A 25,435-nucleotide genomic window follows, 5' to 3' on the forward strand; every position below is an offset into this window, starting at 1 on the left:
GATATAAACAAGTCAGAAAAAATTATGTTTACATAATTAATCGTGTTAAATAAATCACAATCATATTCATGTATACACAGTAAATGGTATTATGTATATTATATATGAATATTATTTCTTAACTAAATTGAGCTTATAAAACATATATAAAGTGTGTATAATCAAATGTAATTATTGTTATTTTAATCAAAAATATGTTTATAAAACTGCATTAAATCATAAAATATAGTTATTTAATAAACCAAAACTTTAAATTTAATTACCTATTTGAGTGCATAATAATGTTACTAAATTGACAGTAAAAATAATAGGACTTAAAATTAATATGTAATCATAATTTTGAGAAAGGATTATTATGCTAGGTAAAAATAATAATAAGGAAAGAATACGTAAAATGGAAATGCAGGCAAAGCAAGACCACTTCTCAATTCGTAAATTGACCATTGGTGCTGCTTCTGTCTTGCTTGGTTTTACTTTCTTTGGCTTAAGCAATCAAACAGTTAAAGCTGATACAGTTGATCCGGCAAATGAAGAAGTAAATTCTCAAAAAAATGAGAATGAAACAACTAAAACAGAACAAACAAAGGGTACCGCAAAAATTGTAACTACAGAAGAGCAGTCAAGTCAAAATGATGAAAAGCATGATTTAAGCACTTTTTCTGGCTTAAGTTCGTTTTTAAGAGATGGTGGCAGTGATTCAAAAGCTAGTCACAGTTTATCAACTGGTCAGAAAAAATCAGAAAAGACAACCTCTGAGCCAACAAATAGCTCGGAACAACAGTCTAGTCAGGATCAACAAACCAATGATGCTTCATCCCCTAAAGGAGATACAACAAAGCCTGTTGATTCAACTGATGTAGTAGCGGAAGATTCAAATGCTGCAGAAAACACAGAAATAAATACTAGGGACGCTAGTTTAGCACAGGTCCATACCTTTAATGAACTTATAGCTGCATTTCAGAATGAATCTATTTCAGAAATTGACGTCATGAACGATATTACTGACGGACCAGAGAATGGATCACAAGCATACTACTTCTATGGCAGGAAAATGCTGATTAAATCCGCCGGCAATGGTAATACCAGATTCAAGGTGGATTTGAAAGGTAATCATCTCCAATTAAATAGTGGAAGTACGCAGGATTTAGATATAACGTACGATAACCTTGATTTATGGAGTGCCGATATCTGGGGCGTCATCATGACTGATGATTACAACAAGGACGGGCATTTTTCAAAAGTAACGTTTAATAATGTTAATTTCCATGGTTCGCAAATGGTTCACTGTGGTAACAATACTAAAATTTACTTTACAGGAACTAACTATGGTGAAGTGACGCATACACCATATCCTGGCATTACAATATCAAGTGGTGATGTTCAACAACTATTTGAATTTACAGGTTCAAACAACTCAATTGATTTTAGCGGTACTTTTACCGGTAAAACCGTCGGTGGTAACGTATTAGAAATGGCTGGGAGCAACAATGTTGTTAATATTGCCAAGGATGCCAAGGTAACACTTGCTCCTCGAATCTATGTTCCTAATAATAACTTAGGCTCTAACGCTGCTGAACATACTGGGCTTCCTTTGGCCATCGCCATGTTAGGTAACAATGAAGCCGTCAACGTTGATGGTGAGCTGAATATTATTACTGGTAGCGATCACTATAGTGGCACAAATGACAACGATCAATCCAGTGCAATCCTGATCAATGATGGCAACTCTGTTTTTAATATTAATAGTGATGCGAAAGTCAATATTACTACTAACGGTGATATAGCTAATAACTGGGGCAATAGAAACCTGATTTATGATGGTGGTAATTTTAACATTTTACCACGGGGATCGTTAAACATTAATGGTTCAAATATGGGCGACTATTCTGGCACGTTAGTTCTTATTAAGGGTACGGCTAATATAGAAAACGGTGGTTTCAATATCGTTCTTGGAAAGCTAGGTCCAAATGGTAGATACGTAGATGGCGGTAATGGCCAAATACTTTTGGTAGATGTGCAAGGCGGGAAGTTATTTGTTAATAATCCTACCTCATTAATTTTGAATGTCCAGGGCAATACCAATCCTGCTACGAGTATTATCGGCACAATGCCGATTACCTTAACAAATGTGCGGCAGCAGTTTGATTTGAGCTCAACACAAACTGGGGTTGGTAAAGTAACATTGCCACCATTTCACGTTTTAACTGTTAGGAAAACTGACAATACAATTGCAGTTGATAATATTGAGTTGCTTAATGGTCAAGAAAAGCTAACTGCAGATAAATTAGCAGAAATTAAAGCACAGGCAGCCAAAGCTCATATTTCACTTGATAAATTGCCGGCTGATGTTCTAAATTCGTTGTCTGATGGTATTAAGAACGGCTTGACTTACGATCAAATCTTTTCGGATATTATTCAAAAAGCATTCAACAATAGCAATAATTTTGGCTATAACAACATTAGTTTTATTCCAGCCAATCCGAGTGGTTTTTTGGATATTGATCCTGGTAAGGTACAGATAACCAGAAATTCTGATGGTTCACAAACAATTTCCGGTGAACCAGGCAGCGTAATTAATTATAATTCTACTGTTGATGGTCCAGATTCAGATCCAGAAAATTTGAAAAACCCATTTAGTTTGATTCTCCCGGTTGCGACTAAAGCATATATTATGGCTAATTTAATCGATAGTATGGGAGTAAAAACTGCGTGGACACCAAAGGATCAAAATGGCAAGAATTTAATTGACAACCCATATTCGCAAACAAAAGACACCATAAGAGATTCAAGCAACAGTTCTTTGAGCCCTTTGCCAACACAATTTGCAGCAATTGTAAATGATGATGGTTCATTTAGTTTTACTATTCCAGCCGATCAAACGATTAAGTTTGATAAAGGCTACTCTGTAGAATTAACTCCAAATGCTAACTTTGTTAGCTACGATCCATCAAGTGTAGCTATGGGACGTCGCCCAATTGTTAAAAACTTAGATATTTTAACTTTGTCTGATGCACAAGATCAAGCTGCAAAGGCAATTACTGACGCAATTAGTGATGCGAAAATTCATAGACCTAATAATCTATCTGATGCTCAAGTTAAAGACTTTAATGAACAGTTAGATAAAGTTGCGTCTGCTGCATCCAAAACAATTAATTCCGATAATGAAAAAACTTCGGTTTATGCTTCAAGTGCAAACACTTTAACCGAGGTTAACAATCGTAAGAATGCTGCCCTTGATGCAATTAAGAATATCGTAAGTCAGGCGCAAAATTCTTCAACTATCGAGTCGTCTCGCGATAGTGCAATAACGAATTTAAATAATGAAGCCATATTGCAGTCAAAGAGATTTCCTACAATGATAGATGCAATTAATGCTGCACGTGATAAAGCAATTAATACTGTGAAAGGTATTCAAGCTGATAAAGATATTACTGAAGCAATGAAGAATGGCATCAATGCGATTGATCAAGCAGCTTATAGCTATAAAAAGAGTATTGAAATTGATCTTAAACAAAAAATTGATCAGGTCTATGTCGATACTTACAAGCTTGCAAACGATCCTAATTTGAGTAAAGAAGAGAAGGACGAAGTATTAAAGCTAACTAGTCGTTTGTCGCGCGCTCAGGCTATTGCTCAACCGGAAGGTGACATTGAAAAAGACCTTGATCAAGTATCAGTGGATGGACACCAAAAAGAAGCTCAAGGTATAATTGATCAAGTTAACAAAACAATTCAGGCCCTAAAAGACTTACAGGCTGTTGCTCAAGATGAAATTAAAAACCATGCCGATAAAACTGCAGAAATAAAAGATTCTTATAATCAAGCAGTTCATAACATTATTACCGGTGATGATCCTGATGGTTCCAAGGGTAAGGAGTCTATTAAGGAGATAAATGCTGATCAAGAAGCAAGTAAAATTAATGCTGCAGCTGCGGCTGCCAAAGAGCGAGTACAAAATTCAGGCATTAGTTTAAATCAACAGACTCCTTTACTAGATGCAATTGATCAAGCAACTGAAGTTGCAACTGCTAAACCAGGAAGTTCTAAGTATGATGAGCAAAAGTCAATTTACGGAACATCTGATAACACTGCGATCAAACAAAGAGAAGCAGCTGCACAAACTATTTTTGATCAAAATGCTGCAAAGGCTGAGATTTTGGGTTATGCGAGCGCCAATGAAAATTCGTTAGGGATTTCTTCAAACTCTGATATCGAGAAAACAGTAAATGATGGTTTGACCAATATTGATCAAGCCAGCGATTCTGCTGCTGTTTCAACAACCGAGGAGTCAACTAAGCGATCAATTTTAAGACAGCTTTCTAAGATTAAACTTGCTAAAGCTGAAAGCGATATCGAAACCCAACTGCGTAGTTTGCCTGGTTTGTCAGCAAATGATATTGATGATAGCGTTGCGGCTGCACAGAAGTTACTTAACAATTTAACAACTCCTCTTGGTTATAACCAGCGCATTGATCAGGCAGACAGTTTAACTGCAATTGATTCAGCGCGTAATGATGGTATTGCTGCCTTGAACAACTTACTGGCTTCAGCTAAAGCTAAGGGTGAGCGTAACAATTCCTTAGCTGATGCTATCAAGCAGATCAGACAAGCGCAAACAAAAGCTAATAATCAAATCGATCAGACAAGCAATCTGACTGATGAACAAAAGAAAGCATATCATGATCAAATCAGCAAGGTAGTTAACGACAATATCGATACTTTAAACAAGGTCGATAGTTCTAAAATCGCTGAGACAGTCACTAACGCTAAAAACAATATGGATAATATTGTAAGCGATGCACAAGGTACTGCCAATAAGGAGGTAGAAGAAGCTAGAACCAATGCAGCTCAAGACATTGATACAGCTGTTAATGATGCAAAAGCTAAAATTGAAAGCATTGATGATAGTCAACTCAGTCCTTCAAATAAGAAGTATTATGAAGACCAAATTGATCAAGATGCCCAGGCTGCAAAGGCTAAAATTGCTTCGTCTCAAAATGTTTCTGATATCACTTCGGCAAAGCAAGAAGGTCAAAACAATATTCTTAAAGATTTAGGTGCTGCTCAAATCACAGCCACTAAGGCTCAGGCAATAAGTAAATTGCAACAGGCCAAGGCTAATGCCAAAAATACTCTTGCAAATTCTCATCTTGATCCGGCAATAGTTCAAGCAAAACAGGACCAGATTGATGCGGGTTATGATCAAGCAATCCAGGCGATCACTAATGACCATACAGTAACTGATATTAACACTGATGCTCAAAAAGGAATTGATGCCATTAATTCTGTTATTAACTCTCTTTCTCCTGATCTCGAAGCTCAGGCCTTAGAACAACAGCGTCAAACTGCAATTGGAAAATTAAAAGATGCGCGTGATTCTGCAAGCAGTCAGATAACTAATGATCCTAATTTAGGAGTAACCGAAAAGAATGACTACTATAATCAGATTACCAATGCCTTCAATCAGGCTCAAACTGCCATTCAAGGTGCAAATAAAGATGATATAGATGCAGCATTAACTAAAGGTAAAAATGATTTAGCAAACATTCAAACTGCAGCAAACTTGCAGTCTGCAAAAGATCAGGCTTTAGCAGCTTTAATGGATGAGCGCAATAAAGTAAAAGAACAGATTGGCAATATGGATCAGATTACCAGTGCCAACAAAGCAGAATTACGTGCAAAAGTAGATGCTATATATAATATCGGTGTTAATGGAATTAATAATAAAACCACCACTACTAACGGGCAACTTAATGAAATCGTTCAAAGCGGTAAGTCATTAATTGATAATGTGATTAGTGATGTAAATGTTAACAAGATTCTCAATAAGCAAAAGCTTGATGATTATGCTCAAAAGGCGATTGACCGGATTAATAATTCGTCGGATATTACCAATGATGCCAAGAACACAACGATTAGTAACATTACATCCGCACGTGATAATGCAAAATCCGTAGTTGATTCTACAGCTGCAGTTTCCGATGCTAATACAGCTGAGAAAAAGGGCGAATCAGATATTGACGCTGCAGAAGCTATAGGTAATGGTTTTAATACATCTAAAACTGACATTAAGAATAGTATTGCCAATGCTGCTAGCAGTGCCAATAATCGCTTAAGTGACATTTTTAGCAAATTATCGACAGACCAAAGAAATGAAGTAAAAGATAAATTTAATGATGCAATTAATCAACTTGGTACAATCCCAACGGATGCAAATAGTAAAATTGACGCTGCCACAAATAAAGAGCAACTAACCGGTATTTATCAAGATGCATTAAATAAAATTAATAACATTGAATCTGCTGCCAAGTTAGCTAGTGATAAAGTTGTTGCCACCGATTTGATTAAAAATACAGCATACGCGGCTCGAGCTAAACTAAATGATTCACGAGACCAAAACGCAGTTTTTGCAGTGGCTGATTTAGGCATTAAAGATATTGGAGCGGCCAATGATAGCGCTACAGTTGAGAAAATCAAAAATAATACCTTACAGGGAATTAGTAACGTAGTTGCTAATGCAAGTAAGAGTGATGCAGAGGATATTCGTAAGCAAAGAGATCAAGCAATTAAAGAGCTTGATAAAGCTCTTGGAAAGGACTCAACTGCTACCGGTGTTCTACCAGAAATAAATGGTTTAAGTGATTTAACCTCTGATCAGCTGGCTAAGTTTAAACAGCAAGCACAAGATGCTTATGATCATGCGGTTGCAAACGTTAGTGGCGCTCTATTAGAGAACATTGACACAGAAAAGAATACGGGTTTAAGCAATATTTATCAGGCTTTAGCTGATGCTAAACTGCAGGCGGCCAAAAATAAAGCAAAATCTGCTTTAGATGATAAAGCCCAAACTTCAATTGATGGTGATGCTAAAGATAAATCTACAATTGAGAGCGAGTGGGATAAGGCCAAAGACAATATTGATAAAGCTAAAAATGAAGATGATGTGCAAAAGGCTCAAGATGAGGGTAATAAAGCAATTGAAGCAATTGTTGATACAGCTAATGATGAGAACATTACTAACGCTAAGACTTCTGCTAAAAATGATTTTGATAATGGAACTAATAAATTACAACAGCAAATTGATCAAGACTTAGCTGATAAGAAATTAGGTCAAGACCAATATAATGATTTGAAGAATAAAATTGATCAAATTCGCCAGTCTGGTGAAACCAGAATTAATTCTGCTACTACTCAGGATCAATTAGCTGATGTTAAAAGTCAGAATAATGCTGATTTGAATAAAGTTAATAATGAAATTGTCAAGGCAGAATCTGTTAATAATGCCTTAACTAAGTTGCAAGATGCAGTTAACAAGGCAAATGAAGCTGCAGATAAGATTGCTAAAGATAATCCTAGTTTGGCAGATCAGATGAGAGATCGCATTAAGTCAGAACGTGATAAAGCTGCTCAAAATATTCAAGTTGTTCAAAACAATGCGACTGATGCAAATAGTGCAATGAATCAAGCAGCACAAGCTGGTAGTGATGCAATTACTGGTTTAACCCAGAGATTCGAAGAAAAGAACAAACAAATTAATACTCTGAAAGATTATGCTGAAGCTGCTAAGGCAAAATTGCCAAGTTCAGGCCTTGATCCAACTGAGATAAGCCAAAATGAAGCTGCAATAAATGACGCGATGCAAAAAGGTGTTAGTGACTTATATGGTGCTGATGATAATGCAAAATTAGATCAAGTTGAAAAAGCTGGTGAAGATGCGATAGATCAAGCTGGTATTCCAGCTAATTTACTTAGCGAAAAGAACAAGCAAATTGCCGCTATTGATAAATATGTCAAAGATAAGGGCAGTATTAGCCAAGTTGCCAGCGATTTAACTGATCAGCAAAAGGCTGACTTGCAAGATCAGCTTAATCAGTTAGTTCAAAAGACCAAGGATGAAATTAGTAAACTTGCTTTACCAAGCAGTCCGACAACAACAGATCTCGAAAATGCTAAACAAAAATTGCAAAACATTGAAAAGGGGCTCGATAGCGAAGGACACCCAATCAATTTAGGTGAAACTGGAATTAACCAGCTTTACCAAACTGCCCAAGATAAAGAAAAAATATATCAAATTAAGCAAAATGCTATTAATAATCTTCTTGAGCAAAAAGCAGAAGCTGATAAAAAGCTTGAAGATTCTGGTTTAGTAAACTCTGATTTACAAAAGCAAAAGCAGAAGATTCAAGATATTTACGATCAAAGCAAGGCAAAGATTAACGCAGTTCCAACAACAGATAAGAATGGAAATGATCGTTCTACTGATGACATCAAAAAGGATGTTGATCAAATTGTCAACAATGCAACCCAAGGATATTCTGATAGCGATTCTGGCAGTCACGTTCCTGGATTTACTGATGTTGAAAAAGATACTGATCTTGCTGCTGCCAAAGCAAAGGCAGAGGATATTTTACAAAGAAAATATTCAACAACTCACAATATTATTGGCTCATCTCAACTAACTGCTGCTCAAAAGAAAACATTAAACAAGATAGTTGATGATTTATATGCAACTGAAAAAGCAAGCATAGAGCAGCAAACTGATATCAATAAAATTCCGACTGATGAAAATCAAATTGGTACTAAGCTAACTGATACTTATCAAAATACTTCTGAATGGTTTGATTATAATCAAGCTAATGCCTTAAAGGGTGCTGGAAATGAAGTAACAGGTCTAGAAGTTGGATACAATGGCTTAACTGAAGAACAAAAAGCCAATCCTGATTATCAAAGCAATATTCAAGCTATACGTGAAGCAATTGATGCAATTAAGCATTCAACAAATATTGGCTCTACAACCCAATCGTATAGCAAAGGAATCAATGCTTATAATGAGCTAATGGCCAAAGAACAAGTTAATGATATGTTTAATAAAGCAAAGGACACGCTTAACGATATAGATAGTCTACTTCCTGAGGATAGGGATCATTTCAAAAATAGACTTGATGGCATACACGGAAGTATCAATACTGTGCTTACTCAGGATGCTCAAGCTGATGCATCTTATGAAAATATTGCCAATCAGATGAACCATGATATTGACATGACAAGACAAGCAATTGATCAGTTAATGCAGCAAGCATTGTACACAGTTAAGAGTTCTGCCAATAGGGATATTGAGGCTGAGTACAAAGGTGCAGTTGCTCAGAATCAAAAATATTTTGGTGATTCTGCATGGATTTATGCAACTAACAGTGAGCATGACAAATATAAATATATATCTGGTAATTCTTACGATGAAGTTTCGAATAATAGACTAACTGGAATCCGGGAAATTGCCAAAGCTGCTGTTTCTGATGCTGCTACTAATGCTAAGAAGAAAATTGATAATAACAAAGTAAAGCATGAGAATGGTGATAATTATACTGACGATGAAAAAGCTGTGATTAAGACTGAAATCGACCGCATTTTAGCTGATGCTCAGGAAAAGATTAATCAAAATAATACTCTAACTGATATTGACGGCAAGCGTGACGATGGTATTGAGACGATTAATAAGGCTTCATCGGATTCAACTGTCATTGATAAAATTATTAAAGATAGTGCCAACAATAACAACAATGGCAATAATAACTCTAACAACGATGGAGACAATTCTACTTCTAACAGTAATGGTAATACGACTTCCAACCCTGTAAATCCACCTAAGCAGCCAACTACTGATAAAGAAAATGGAACAAATGGAACTCCAAATGATTTAGGTGAAAGCACTAATGTGACTATAATGCATAATGCCTATCTATATGATGATTCTGGAAAACGGGCTAACAAAGTTACACTTGGTGCCGGCTCAATTCTTTCAACTTACGGTACAGTTACTATTGCAGGTCGCGAATACTATGTACTAGTTGACACACATGATAATAATAAGAAGTATTATGTTGCTGCAACAAATGGTCAGGCTACTGCCCAAAAAGTTAAGCATAATTCTTATGTATATAATCAAGTGGGCAAGAGAGTTAAGAAGTCTGGAGTGTTCAAGAAAGGTAAAACAGTTAACACTTACGGCGCAGCAGTCAAAATTCGCGGTAAGAAATACTTTACTATTGGTAAAAACCGCTATATCAAAGCTGCTAACGTTGCACCAGTCACGGCAGCCCAAACTGCTAAGGAAGAAGTGACAGCAACAAGCAGCAATACTAGTACTCCAGCAACTACCACTGTAGTTAAAAAGTTAATGCACAATGCTTATCTCTATGATGAAAACGGCCAACGTGCCAACAAGTTAATCATTAATTCCGGTTCAGAAATAGAAACTATTGGCAAAAAGACGGTTAAGGGCAAAACATATTATGCCTTAGCAGATGGTCTACTGATAGATAGTGGTAATGTTGACGCTAAGAAATTAAAGCTGAAACATAATGCTTATATCTATAGCAAGTATGGTCATCGTTTAGGTAAAAAAGTTTTGAAGAAACATAAAGTTGTAAAAACTTATGGTAATCCAGTTAAAATCGGTCATAAGAAATTTTATGTTGTAGCTAGTGGTAAATATGTGAAGAAGGCAAACTTTTAAGCAATTAATCTTTAAGATTGACTAGTTGCTAAAACCACAAAATACCCCAAATTTAAGGTAAATTTGGGGTATTTTTGCGTCTGGACTTTTTATTAAAACACTATTCTTAATTACTGCTAAAAATAGGTTTGCTGCTTTAAGCTGCTAGTTGCTTTAACATAAATGATTGGATATTACAGCGCTTTGCTTTCTGGCCGTAATTCCAGACGAGTAATTTTAGTTTAATAGCAGGAAAAGTAAATGAATAGCCACTGAAATTTTAAAAGAAAGTCTTAGCTATTAAGTATGTGGCTGTTTATTTGCTATAGTTTTAATGCCGGCAAAATGATCATAACAAAAGAAGTTACATTTCTAGACTAAAATTAGCACTTCCAGGGTTAGAACCAAGCAAAAATTATTTTGATGACCAGTCAGAGTATAAATTAAAGGTCATCATTTCATGTCTGTTAACGAAGTGATCAAGTCGCAAAATCACCTATTTAAAGAAGTTATTTCAGTTTATTTAAATGATATTACTCCCAAATTTTGGCTAGATTTGGGAGTATTTTTGTGGGCAAAAATTTACTACTAATTTAAATAACATAGTTAAAAATAATAAATAAATAAGTTATAACCAAAAATAATTTGTATGTGTTATTTAATATACGAAAACATACTAGATAAATTTGTATCACAAATGTAATAAAAAACATTTTTAAACTAATTTGCAAAATAGTTTTTCCTTTAATCACTTTTAGTTATTTTTATTTAATTGGCTTAAATAGCAGTAAAATAGTAACTTATAAAAATAATAAAGTTATTTTTAATCAGAATTAACATTTTTTAAAAATAACGGTTATTTATAGCTTAACATCTATTGCTAAATACTATATTGACAATGAATAACGCTAGTTATAAAATTCAAAGTGTATTTTTAATTCAAGGAAGGACAACTTATGTTAGGGAAAAATAACTTTAAAGAACGACTAAGAAAAATGGAAATGCAACAAAAGCAAGACCGCTTTTCAATTCGCAAATTGACGATCGGTGCCGCTTCTGTTTTGTTAGGATTCACTTTTCTGGGTTTGGGTAGTCAAACGGTTAAAGCCGATACTGATCCATCAACCCAACAAGTCGATAGAAAAACTGAAACTAAGTCATCCGAGTCTGATTTGAGTGAAGCTGCAAAAGAAAATAATAAGGCTGCTTCTCAATCAACTCAGGATGATAGACAAACCAAAAAGACCGAAAAAGAGCCAAAATTATCTACTTTTTCAGGCTTATCTTCATTTTTGAAGAGTAGTGATGAAGACTCGAAATCTGTCAGCAAGACAAAAACCACAAAAGAACAGACAAAGAAAGATAGTAAAGAATCCGATCAATCTACTGCTGTTAAGCAGCCAGATACTGAGGCAAATGATGCAAATGCAGTCACACCGGGAAAAACTGATTCAACTGGTAAAGACACTAACACTGATATTACCTCAGGAGACAACACAGCCAGTGATGGCAAATTGCCAGAAGATTCACAGGCAAATGTGATTAAGCCGGGTGATGATACTAGCAATAATGATGAGCAAAATAACAGCACGGATAAAATTGCGCCTGCTAAAAATAAAAATCCATTAGTCAAGGATGCTGGCGATGGTATTTCTTATAAGGCTTATAACTGGAAAGATTTTCAAGATGCGCTTAACAATATAAATATCACTGAAATTATTTTAATGAATGATGTTAGCGCAGATCCTAATAATGGCAATAATAGATTTAATGTTCCTGGGCGTACTCTCTTAATTAGATCAAACGGAGATGCCAAATATAAACTTGATTTCACTGGCTATTCACCTAGACAAAGCCGTGGTACAAATGCAGATATTACTTATCAAAGTCTTAATATGCGCAGTGGGGACTATTACGGTGTTTGGGATACCGAATATGTAAGTGATAATTATCATGCCAACATTATGTTTAAGGATTGCTCGTTTGAAGGGTCGCAATTAATCTATGCTGGTAGCAATACTCACATCTTTTTTACCGGAAATAATGACGTTCATACTGCAAAATGGCCCAACCATACTGATCAACAAATGTTTGAGTTTACTAATGGAAATGAAAATGACAGCATAGAATTCTTGGATGGTGAATTTGTCGGTTCAACGTACGGTGGCACTATAATCGAAATGAAGAGTAAGACTAACACTGTTAAAATTAACAGAGGTGCAACCGTAACACTTAATCCCGTGCAAGACTTTGATGAAAACAGAAGCACTGGTGAGTGGGGCAAACCTTTTAGCGCCATTTACATGGAAAGCGGCGGAATTGTTCAAGTTGGTGGCGTCTTGAATATTAATATTGGTCTGAATAAGGTGAGACCTTATAAGGGCACAAGAGATGCCGGTAAAGCCAGGGCTGTTTATTTAAAAGATTCTGGTTCAACATTTAACATTTTACAGAATGGCCAAGTCAATATTAATACGAATGGTAATATTACTGACGCTGCTTCAGGAAATCTATTTTATGATAACGGTAATTTGAACATTAGTCCTAATGGCGAATTAAATATTCTGGGTAGTAACATGGGTGATTACTCAGGCACACTAGTTTATGTTACTGGCTCTGCTGATGTTGAAAATGGTGCCTTTAATATCAGATTAGGCGATGATCCAGGCACAGGAGCAATTAAACTACTTGATGTTCAAGGTGGAACTTTAAAAATTAACAACCCGACATCATTTATTTTGGATTCTCATAATAATAAAAACACTGCAACCAGCATTATTGGCAATAACAAGATCACAATTACTAATGTTCGCCAGCAGCTGCAAACTAACTCTGGCAGCAGATTCACATTGCCGCCTTTGCATGTTTTACAACTGCAGAAATCAGCGAAGGGTATTTCTGTAAATACTATCGAAATGCTTGATGGCAATAAGACTTTGACTCAAGAGCAGTTAGATGAAATTAAGAACGATCCTGCCATTAAAGATATTATTAACGACAGAAAGTTTGGTTCTTTCTTAACTGCTGCTGAAGCTGCTGTTAAGAATCCAGAATCTAATAGATTAGATGATATTATCAAAAATGCTTTAGAAAATGCTCTCAGCAGTTCAGATTCTGACAGCTATAATAACGTGACCTTTGTTCCTGCTAACCCAAGTGGATTCTTGGATATTGATGATGATAATTTACAAGTTATCAAGAATAACGATGGTTCTAGGACTATCAAAGGCAAAGTTAAGAACTACACCGAAGCAGAAGATGGTCCAAGTAATGATAATGCCTTTTATAAGTACTTCCCTAAGGGTACTAAGGGTTATGTAATTATTAGATACATTAGCAGCAATGCTAAATATAACCAGGTTATTCAGGAAGATAAAGATCTGAAGCCTTATGCCAATACTAATGATACATACCGTGGCAATATTATTGACCGGGTTCCGGAACTGCCTAAGGTCTTTACTTCCGCAATTAACCCAGACGGTACTTTTGCAGTAACAATACCTGCTGATATTACCCTAAATATGAATAAGGGTGATAAAGTTGAAATAACACCTAACGCCAATTTCGTTGAATACAGTCCAGAAGTTGTCGCAGTAGGTTCTCGTCCGATAGTTAAGAGTATAGATATCCTTACTTTATCAGAAGCTCAAGACGACGCTGCTACTACGATTAGAAACGCGGTAAAAGATGCCGAAAGCAAGAAACCAACTAATTTAAAAGAAAGTCAATCAAAGACTTTTGAAGATGAGCTGGCTAAAGCACTGGCAATGGCAGATTCAGTCACTGAATCTAATAAAGACACAACAGTTTATGGTGCAGATACAATTGCTGAAGTCAACAGACGTAGAGGAGCGGCTCTTGATCTTGTGAATAAAGCTTTGCAAATTGCTAATGAAGAGTCTGCAGAGCAAGATAAATTAGCTTCAGCCAAAGAAGCTGCTAAACAAGCACTTGAAAATGAACTTAATGGTAACGGTACTTCCGGGATGCCGGGTGTAGTTAACCAAATTGCTGATTTAGCAAACAGTGGTTTAACTCAGGACAACGTTAAGATATATCAAGATCAGGCTCAAAAAGCATACGATGCCGCAAAGAAAGCTATTGATGACTGTGACAGTTTTGATGAAATCACTAAAGCGCAAGCTAAGGGTGTAGCAGACATTGATCAAGCTTTGACAGATGCTAAAACACAACAACTTATTGATAAAGCTGCAAGTGACTTAAAGACTGCTAAAGAAGACGCTTTGAAAGAATTAGCAGCTGAAAAGGCAACTGTTGAAGATAACATCGCTAATTTAAAGAATATCAGTACTGAAGCTAAAACTGCATTTAATAAGGAAGTTGAAGCTTACTATCAAGACGCTGTTGACAAAGTTAATAACCCGTCACCAGCAAGCGTTGAACAAGTAGACATTGAGAAGAACACTGGGATTATAAACATTGACAGTGTTTGGAACAAAGCTGCAGCACTGGATAAGGAAATTGTTTTTGACCAGAAAAAACTTGATGATTACGCCCAAGCTGCAGCAGACCGCATCAATAAGACGGACATGTCTGAGGAAGACAAGCAAAAAGCAGTAACCGATATTAACAAGGCGCGTGATGAGGCCAAGATAAATGTAGGCAAACAATTAACGGCTGAAGATGCAGATAAGGTTGCAGATGATGGCGAAAAGGCGATAAAAGCAGTTGAAGACAACGCAAATGCAGCCAACATTGAAGCTATTAAAACTTCTAACATTGCTAACGTTAATGCTGCTGCTGATAGCGCAATTGACCGTGTGAATAAAGCTTATAATAGTTTGACAGAAGCTGGTCAGCAGGAAAAAGCTGCTGCCGATAAAGCGGCTGCAATTTCAGCTATTAATCAGGCTAAAGCCGCAGCCACCGAAACGATTAACGCTGCTACAACCAAAGATGCAATCATCAATGCCTTTAATGCTGCTAAAGACAAGTTTGACAATGCGGCAACTACAGCTGAAGTTGCTTTTGCCAAAATAGCAGCTGTTGATGCCGTCAAAAAAGAAGCAGACAGTGTCAAGCCGAATTTAAGTGCAGCTGATCAACAGACAGTTGATGGTATCGTAGCAAAAGCTAATAGCGATTTCCAAAAAGCGACAACAGTCGACAAGGTCAACAGCATCAAAGATCAGGCAATTAAAGATATTGCTAATGTTAAAACTACTGCTGATGTAGTTAAGGAAGCTGAGATCAAGGCTAACAAGGATACGCAGACTGCTAATATCGATACGGCAGCCACAGCAGCCAAGAAACGGATAACTGATGCTTACAATAAGTTGTCACAGGCTAACCAAACTAGTTACCAAGAATCGTTACAGAAAGCTTTAGATGATATTGACCAAGCTGCAAAAACTGCTAAAAATAATATTCAGAGTGCCCAAAATGTGGCAGACATTATAACTGCAGCAGAAAAAGGTACACAAGCAATTGCTGTTATTGAGACTAAGACAGAAGTAACATTTGCCCAAGCCGATGCTAAAGAAGCAATTGCAAATGAAGCTGCTAAGGTTAAGCCGAATTTAAGTGCAGCTGATCAACAAACAGTTGATGGCATTGTGACTATAGCTAATGGCAAAATTGATGCGGCTACCGATATTCCAACAATTAATAATATTAAAAATCAGGCGATCAAAGATATTGATCAGGTCAAAACCACAGCTGATTCAAATTCAAAGGAAAAAGTTGAAAAGGCAAAAGAGCTGAATAGGACTAGTATTGATGATGCAGCTAAAGCAGCGGTTGCTCGCGTTGAGGCGGCTTATAAGAACTTAACACCTGCTGAACAGTCGGCTAATAAAGCTGCTTTTGACCAAGCTGTTACCGCCATTAAGAATGCTCAAACTACAGCTGAAGCCAAGATTGCAGCTGCGACTACTGAAACTGAAGTTGCTGCCGCAGCTAGTGAAGGTACAACAAACATTAATAAGCTGGCAGATGCAGCTGAATTAAACTTTGTCAAGATTACTGCTAACGACGCAGTACAAGCTGAAGCTGGAAAGGTAAAACCTAACCTCAAAGAAACAGCTGATCAAAATAAAGTAGATGAAATTGTTGACCAAGCAAAAGCCGACATTGGCGCTGCCGAGACCGTTGATAACGTAAACAGAATAAAAGAGAATGCAATCAAGGCAATTGACAACGTCAAAAGTAATGCAGAACAAACAATTCAAAAAGCACAAGAATTAAGCAAGGCAAGTGTTGATGCCCAAGCAGATGCCGCTAAGAAGCGGATCAAAGATGCTTATGATAAGCTCACAGCTGATGAGCAAAAGACGACCGCAGTTCAAACTGCTTATAACGCAGCTAATAATGCCATTGATAAAGCTAAGACTGTAGCAGAGACTGCAATAGCTGCCGCACAAACTAATTCAGAAATCACAACAGCTGTTGATAATGCTAATAAAGCCTTTACACAAGCAGCTTCTGACGCCGAATTGGCCTTTGCCAAGGTGGCTGCGATAGATGCAGTTCAGAGTGAAGCGGACAAAGTCAAGCAAGGCTTAAAGCAAACAGTTGATCTTAATAAAGTAGATAGTATAGTAACCCAGGCTCAAACTGATTTGAACAATGCTGATAGTGTTACCAAAGTTGACTTCATTAAAGACCAGGCAATTAAAGATATTGATAATGTTAAAGCTACAGCTGATGCAGCTGTTGACAACTCCCAAACAGTCAATAAAGCTAATATTGATAAAGCGGCAGCTGAAGCAATTCAACGGGTTCAGAATGCATATAACGAGTTATCTGCGGCTGAACAAGAGCAGGCTAAGTCAGAATACAATAAAGCTGTCAGTGATATTAATGAGGCAAAGAATTCTGCGGATGCGGCAATCCAAGCAGCAAAGACAGTAGATGATGCGACAAATGCTGCTACAGCAGGAATTTCTGCAGTTAATGATATTGCCAACAAGGCAGAACTATCATTTGCAAAATTGGGAGCTAAAGCTGAGGTTAAAGCAGCCGCAGATGAAGTCACTAAACGTCTTGATAATGAAAACCAGCAAAAGGTACAAGAGATAGTAACTACAGCAAATACTAACATTGACAAGGCTACTACTATAACTGACGTGGTTAAATTTAGGGACCAGGCTATCAATGATATTAAAGGTGTCAAAGCTGTAGCAGACGCCGTTCAAGAAGCACAGTTAAATGAAAACAAGAAAAACAACACCGCTAATGTTAATGAAGCTGCTGATGCTGCTAGAAAACGTGTCAATGATGCATATAGCAAGTTGAATGAATCTCAAAAGAATGCTAATCACCAGACTTACCAAAATGCCCTTGATGCGATTGATAATGCTGCAAATAGTGCAAATAACCAAATTACACTGGCACAGTCAAGTGATCAAATATCAGAAATAGTTAAAACTGCTAAGACTCAGTTTGATAATGCAGCAACAAAAGCGGAAGTAGCTTTTGCTAAAGTAACAGCTGTTGCAGATATTTTGAATGAAGCTAATAAGGTTAAACAAGACCTAAAGGCTGATGCTGATAAGAATCGGGTTGACAATATTGTTAACACTGCTACTACCAGTATTAATAGCACTAATACTGATACTGTAGCTAAAGTAACCAGTATTAGGGATCAGGCTATTAAAGATATCGACGCTGTTAGAGCGGAAGCTAATGGTGGTGAACAAGCCAGTCTGGAAGAAACTAAGAATAATCGGACTGGTGATGTTAACAAAGCAGCAGCAAACGCTAAGGCTCGGGTTGATACGGCTTACGGTCAGCTGACACCAGCTGAAAAAGATGCAACAAAGCAGACTTATACTGATGCTCTTGCTGCTATTGAAAATACGCGCCTTAAAGCAAATAATGATATTGCCAGTGCTGAAAATAAGGATGCGGTAAGCGATATAGCAGCAGCTGCTGAGCAGGAACTTGATCAAGAAGCAACAAAAGCAGAGGTGGCATTTGCGAAAACAGCTGCTAAAGATGCAATTCAGGCTGAAGAGCAGAGTGCTATTGCCGACCTTAAAGGTCAAGACGATAAGACTTCTGTGCAGAACATCGCTAACAATGCTATTAAAGAAATTGACCAAAATTCGACAGATACTGTTGCCAAAGTAAACAGCATTAAAGATAGCGCAATTAGTGCCATTAAGGCTGTTAAAAACACGGCAAATGCAGTAGATCAAGCAATTGTTGAAGAAGCTCGCAAAGACAGCTCTGCAAATATTAACGAAGCAGCTGAAGCAGCTAAGAAGAGAGTTGAAGCAGCATATAGTAAGCTGACGGGAACTGAACAAGCAGTGGCCAAACAGGCTCATGATGACGCTCTTAGCGCAATTGCAAGTGCGCAAAAAGCTGCTAACGATGCAATTTCTTCATTAAATTCAAAAGCAGAAATTACTCAGGCAGCAAATGAGGGTATTAATAAGATTGATGCAGCAGCAAACGAAGCAGAAGTAGCTTTCGCCAAGGTAGCAGCTAAGGATGCAGTTCATGAAAAAGCCAAATCTGTCATAGATCAGTTAAATAAATCTGATGATAAGAAAAAAGTGCAGGAAATTTCTGATCAAGCAGATAAAGATATCGACGCAACTGGAGCAGATACTGTAGATAAGGTAAACAGCATTAGAGATAAAGCAATCAACGATATAAGTAATGTAAAAGCAACTGCTGATGACAATGAACAGAAAGAACTGGAGCAAACTAAGGAAAATAATAAGACTAGTGTTGATGATTTAGTTAAAGCTGCTAAAAAACGTGTTCAAGATGCTTATGACAAACTCGGAAAAGACGAAAAAGTTTTAGCTGCAAGTGATTACAATAAAGCCATGGCTGACATCACTCAAGCCCAAGCAACAGCAAATGATGCGATTAGTGCGGCTGCAAATGCGGATGCAATTGTTAAGGCGGTAAGTACTGCGTCTACTGCCTTTGATGCGGCAGCTACAACAGCTGAGGTGGCATTTGCTAGAGTGACAGCTAAGACTGCAATCCAAGCTGAAGCTGATAAAGTCAAAAAAGGTTTGAAACAGGAAGTTGACCAAGCTAAAGTCGATAATATAGTGTTACGGGCAGAAAATGATCTTGCTGCAGCTGTAAGCGTAGATAATGTAAATACTATTGCGGCTCAAGCTATTAAAGACATCGATGCCGTTAAAGATACTGCTGAGGAAAATGAGCAGAAGGATTTAGCTAAAGTTAAGGATGATTCTAAGCAGAGTATTGATCAAGCTGCCACAGCTGCAAAGCAAAGAATTAAGGATGCATATAATACTCTTAGTGCAGATGAACAGGCAGCAACTAAGACAGATTATGACAAGGCAATCCAAACCATTACCGATGCTCAAACTGCAGCTCAAGCTGCTATAGAAAAAGCAACGGACAAGGATGCCGTAAGTAAAGCTGTCGGAAACGCCGATCAGGCTTTCACCCAAGCAGAAACGGAAGCTAAATTAGCATTTGCCAAAGTAGCAGCTAAAGATGCTGTTGATAAAGTGGCAAGTACTGTTAAGGGTAATTTGAGTAAGGATGCTGATAAGAAACAAGTAAATGTAATTTCAACTCAAGCTGATACTGCTATTGATAAAGCTACCGATATCACAACGGTCAATCAATTAAGAGATAAGGCAATTAGCGACATCAATGCTGTTAAAGCAACCGCCGAGGCAGTCGACAAAGCTACCTTGGAGCAAGCTAAGGATAATGGTAAGACCAATGTTAATGGTGCTGCTGCTGATGCTAAAAAACGGGTAGAAAATGCTTATAATAATCTTAATTCTGACCAAAAGAATGATAATTATCAAGCATACCAAAATGCTCTTACTGCAATTGACAATGCCGCCGATGCAGCAAATATCAAAATTGGTCAAGCCCAAACTGCTGACGAAATTAAAGGGGCAGTTGATGATGCTAAGACTAAGTTTAATGATATTGCAACCAAAGCTGAAGTAGCCTTTGCTAAAGTTATAGCTAAAGCTGCTGTTCAAAAGGAAGCAACAAAGGTTAAGAATGACCTGAAGTCTCAAGCTGATAAAAACAAGGTTGATGGTATTGTTAACCAAGCTAATATCCAGTTTAACGACAGTGCTACAGACACAGTGCAAGAGGTAAACAGTATTAGGGATAAAGCAATCGATGATATCGATGCTGTTAAAGACGCAGCTAACGGCAATGAACAAGCAAGCTTAGAAGAAACTAAGAATAATCAAAAGGGTAATATTAACAGTGCAGCAGACGCAGCTAAGGCCCGAGTAGAAAAAGCTTATAATGATCTGGAAAAAGATCAACAACAAAAAACTAAGCAGGTTCATGATAATGCAATTACTGCAATTGAAAATGCACTTCAAAAAGCAATTGCCGATATTCAAAATGCTGAAACTAAAGATGCTGTGGTAGCCATAGCAGCAACAGCAGAGCAAAAATTTGATCAGGAAGCAACAAAAGCAGAGGTAGACTTCGCAAAAGTGGCAGCTAAAGATGTAGTTCACAAAGAAGCTGCTAACGCTCAAAGTCAGTTAAAGAACACTGCTGATAAACAAAAGGTTCAAAATATTTCTGATCAAGCAGATACCGATTTTGATGATGTTGCAACAGATACGGTAGACAAAGTAAACAGCATCAAAGAAAATGCTATTAGTGCAATTAATGCTGTTAAAAATACTGCATCAGCAGTAGATGAGGCTTTGCTAGAGCAGGCTCGTAAAGACAGCACTCAGAACATCACTAATGCCGCAGACGCAGCTAAGAAACAAGTTGAAGATGCTTATGAAAAACTAAGTTCAAGTCAAAAGGCAGCAACAAAACTTGACCATGATAATGCGCTTACCGCAATTGAAAATGCCCAAACTGCAGCCATTGATGCAGTCAATGCAGCAACAAGCAAAGATGCTATCACTTCAGCAGTTAATGATGGAGTTAACAAGATTAACGCAGCAGCAACTACCGCAGAGGTAGCTTTTGCAAAAACAGCCGCTAAAGATGCGGTTCAAGCTGAAGCTGCAAATGTGATTAAGAAGCTAAAAGACAAAAAAGATCAGGAAACAGTTCAGAAAATCGCTGACGATGCAGTAACAAATATTGACAATGCTTCAACTGATACAGTGCAAAAGGTCCATGACATCAGAGATAAAGCCATCAATGATATTGATAAGGTGAAGAATACTGTTGAGACCGCTGAACAAGCTAAGTTAGAAGAAGCTAAAGACAATAGTCAGGCAAGTGTTGATGAAGCTGCTGCAGCTGCTACAAAACGGGTTGAAGATGCATATAATAAGCTTAGTTCGCAGCAACAAACCAAGACTGAAGCAGATCATGATGTAGCTATTACTGCAATTAAAAATGCACAAAAAGCAGCAAATGAAGCTATTGCGCAAGCAAAAGATAAGAGTGCAGTGGCTGGAGCTGTTTCAACTGCAAATACAGCCTTTGATCAGGCGGCCACTCAGGCTGAAGTAGCTTTTGCAAGGGTAGTTGCTAAAGAAGATATTAGAAATGAAGCAGATAAGATCGAAAATGGCTTGAGCCTTGAAAGTGATAGGACTAAAGTTGAAGGCATTGTCAACGAAGCTAATACACAGTTAAATACAGCTGATACAGTGCAAAAGATTAATGATATTAGAGATCAAGCCATCAGTGATATTGATACTGTCAAGACAACCGCAGATCAAACTGCTGCTACTAAGCTTGATAATGATAAGAAAGATGCAATTACTGCTTTAACTAACAAACAAACTGAAGTTAAAAATGGCATCGATTCCCTGAAAAATGTCAGTGCTGAAAACAAGACCGCTCTAAAAGATAAAGTAGATCGCTTCTACCAAGATGCAGTTAACAAGATTAAAGATGTAGGTACAACTACTTCTGACCAAGTTAACAGTGCTAAACAAGAAGGCATCGATAACATGAGCAAAGTTCTTGAGGATGCAAAAGCTTTAGATACAGCTATTGCAAATGACCAAAAGAAATTAGATGATCATGCTTCTGCAGCAATTGACAAGATTAATAAGTCTGATTTATCTGACGCTGATAAAGAAAAGGCTATTGAATCAATCAATAAAGCTCGTGATGACGCTAAGGATACAGTTGGTTCACAGCCAACTGTCGAAAAGGCAGACGCAGCTGAAAAAGCTGGAGAAAGTGCAATTGATACAGCTGAAAAAACTGCTACAGATACAGATTTAGGAAATACTAAACTAACCGAAAAGACCAAAGTCGAGGCTGCAGCAGACAATGCTAAGAAACAACTTGACGATGACTATAATAAGCTGACTCTTGACCAGCAAAAGGAAGTTAAAGATAAGTATGACAAAGCTAAAGCAGATATTGATCAGGCTAAAGCTGATGCTGAAAAAGCAATAGATTCAGCTACTTCCAAACAAGATGTCAATAATGCTTCTGATAAAGCTAAGACTGACATTGACAAAGCTAAAAATGACGCTGAATTAGCCTTTAGTCAAGCTGCAGCTAAAGACGCAGTTAAAGCAGTTGCTGAAGATATCAAGAGTGGCTTAAATAAACAAGAGGATAAGAACAAGGTCGACGATCTTGTTACTCAAGCTAATAAAGATATTGACGCTGCAACTACAATTGATTCTGTAAATAGCATTCGTGACAAAGCGATTACTGCAATTAAGGGTATTAAGAATTCTGCAGATCAATCAGATAAAGATGACTTAGCTGCTATCAAGTCAACTAATAAAACAAATGTTGACCAGGCAGCAACTAAAGCTAAAAACCGTGTTGATGAAGCTTATAACAAGCTTAATGACACTCAAAAAGCAACTACTAAAGCTGATTATGACAATGCTTTAGCCGCTATTGAGGATGCTAAGAAAGCAGCCGAAACTAAGATAGACAGTGCTACTAATGCAGACGCGGTTGCAGCAGCAGTTGACAATGCTTCTAGACAATTTGATTCTGCAGCAGCAACAGCTGAACTAGCCTTCAGTAAAGTAGCTGCCAAAGATGAAGTCAATAAAGCAGCTTCTACAGCTAAGCCAAGCTTGAGTAAAGATAATCAGGATCGGGTAGATGAAATAGCAAAACAGGCAAGTGTTGATATTGATTCAGCTGAAACTGTTGCCAATGTTGCTAGAATTAAGCAAACCGCTATTGATAAAATTAATGCCTTAAAAGGTAATGATGAAAAAGACTTAGCCGAAGCTATCTCAAATGCCAAAGCAGAATTGAGCAAAAAGCATGATGATGCGGTAGCAAGACTGAAGGATAAGTTTGGTAATGATGCAGATACCACTGAAGTAGATAAAGCATTCAACTCGAATAAGGACATCACTGGAGCATCGGTTGATGAAGTTAAAGAGCACGAATTAGCAGCCGAAAGGGAATTGGCTAAAGGCGAAGTTCAAGATACTGGCACAAATGCTAAGAAGAAAGTTGATGAATTAAAGCACAAGGATGGTACTGACTATACCCAAGCTGAAAAAGATGCTATCAAGAACCAAATTGACCAAGACGTTCATCACGCTATTGATAAGAATGGTACTATTGATCAAGCAAGCGATTCAGCTGGTGTGGATAAAGCTCGTAAGGATGCAATTGACAAGATAATTGGTGAAACAATTCCTGACAGTCAGGAAGTTATCAACATCATAAATCAAGATAAAGAAGTTCTTAGTCAAAGACTTGCTAAGATTCGTGAAGCTGCTACTGCATATTTGAGACAGAAGTTTGGTCCTGACACTGATGATAGTGCCATTCAGCAAAGTTATGAAGCTGCACTAGCAAAACTTAAAGCAAATCCTACAGACTTAACAACCGAACTTGAAGGTGAAAAGCTGATTGCCAAGGGCGCTTTAGCAGATGCCCAAAAGGCTGCTAATAAGCGGGTTGATAGCGACAATAATTATGATTCTTCTGCTAAAGCTCAGATTAAGCAAACTATTCAAAAAGATTACAACGATCTTCTAAATGGTATCGAAGCTAGTTCGGCAGTTAGTGAAATAATTACGGCAAAACGTAATCTCGGAATTGATCAACTATATCGTGATGCTACTGAAGCTAATGTTCATGTCACTAACATTGTAGAAAATGGCGGTGGTGCTCAAACTCCTGGAATATTGCCAAATCAACCAAATAAGACTGATGATAAAGATAAGGATACTGATAAGAAGAATGAAGACTCTGAAAGAGTTGTCTTGATGCACAATGCTTACCTCTATGATGGCAATGGCAAACGTGCAAACGGTATTACTTTGGGAGCTGGTTCAATCCTTGATACATACGGTATTGAAACAATTAACGGTGACCAATATTATGTCTTAATTGATAAAGGTGATAATGATAAGAAGTATTATGTAGCAGTGGGCAACATTAAGAGCACAGTCCAAAAGCTGAAGCACAATGCTTACATTTATAACCAATATGGCAAGCGGGTTAAGAAATCTGGTAAACTGAAGACCGGTAAAGCTATTGCCACTTATGGCAGCAGCGTCAAAATTCGCGGCAAGAAGTACTTCACTATTGCTAAGAATCGTTATATCAAGGCTGCTAATATTGCTAGTCAAGATGTATTGCTTAAGAGTGCAACAGCAAAACAAGGAGCTGCAGTTGCCAGCGGAGATCAATCACACATCCTGATTAATAAGAAAGTTATGCATAACGCATACCTTTACGATCAAAAAGGTATTCGTGCCAATGGCTTAATCATTAATGCAGGTTCAACAGTTGATGTGGTAACTCAAAAAGTTGTTAATAAGAAGATCTATTATGTTCTTGAAGATGGTTTGTATATTGCCGCAGGCAATATCGACTCTAAGAAACTTAAACTAAAACGCAACGCCTACATTTACAATCAGTATGGCAGTCGTGTTGGTAAAAAAGTGCTGAAGAAACATAAGTCCGTAAAGACCTATGGTAATCCAGTTAAGATTAAGGGTAAGAAATATTACACCGTAGCAAAGAACAAATTTGTTAAGAAAGCTAATATCAAAGGATAATCAATTTCTTAAC

Annotated in this window: 2 protein-coding genes; both read left to right on the forward strand. The window is 37.3% G+C overall.

Annotation, left to right across the window (positions count from 1 at the left end; all coding sequences use genetic code 11):
* Positions 1 to 355 precede the first annotated feature (355 nt).
* Positions 356 to 10,513 carry an SLAP domain-containing protein gene (locus DLD54_RS03805; RefSeq protein WP_109918287.1) on the forward strand — a complete coding sequence of 3,386 codons (10,158 nt, stop codon included), beginning with the start codon at positions 356 to 358 and terminating at the stop codon, positions 10,511 to 10,513.
* A 935-nt stretch (positions 10,514 to 11,448) separates the two neighbouring features.
* Positions 11,449 to 25,422: an SLAP domain-containing protein gene (locus DLD54_RS03810; protein ID WP_109918288.1), complete on the forward strand. Its 13,974-nt coding sequence runs from the start codon at positions 11,449 to 11,451 to the stop codon at positions 25,420 to 25,422.
* Positions 25,423 to 25,435: the final 13 nt, after the last annotated feature.

The organism is Lactobacillus helsingborgensis (assembly GCF_003173695.1).
GTDB lineage: Bacteria > Bacillota > Bacilli > Lactobacillales > Lactobacillaceae > Lactobacillus > Lactobacillus helsingborgensis.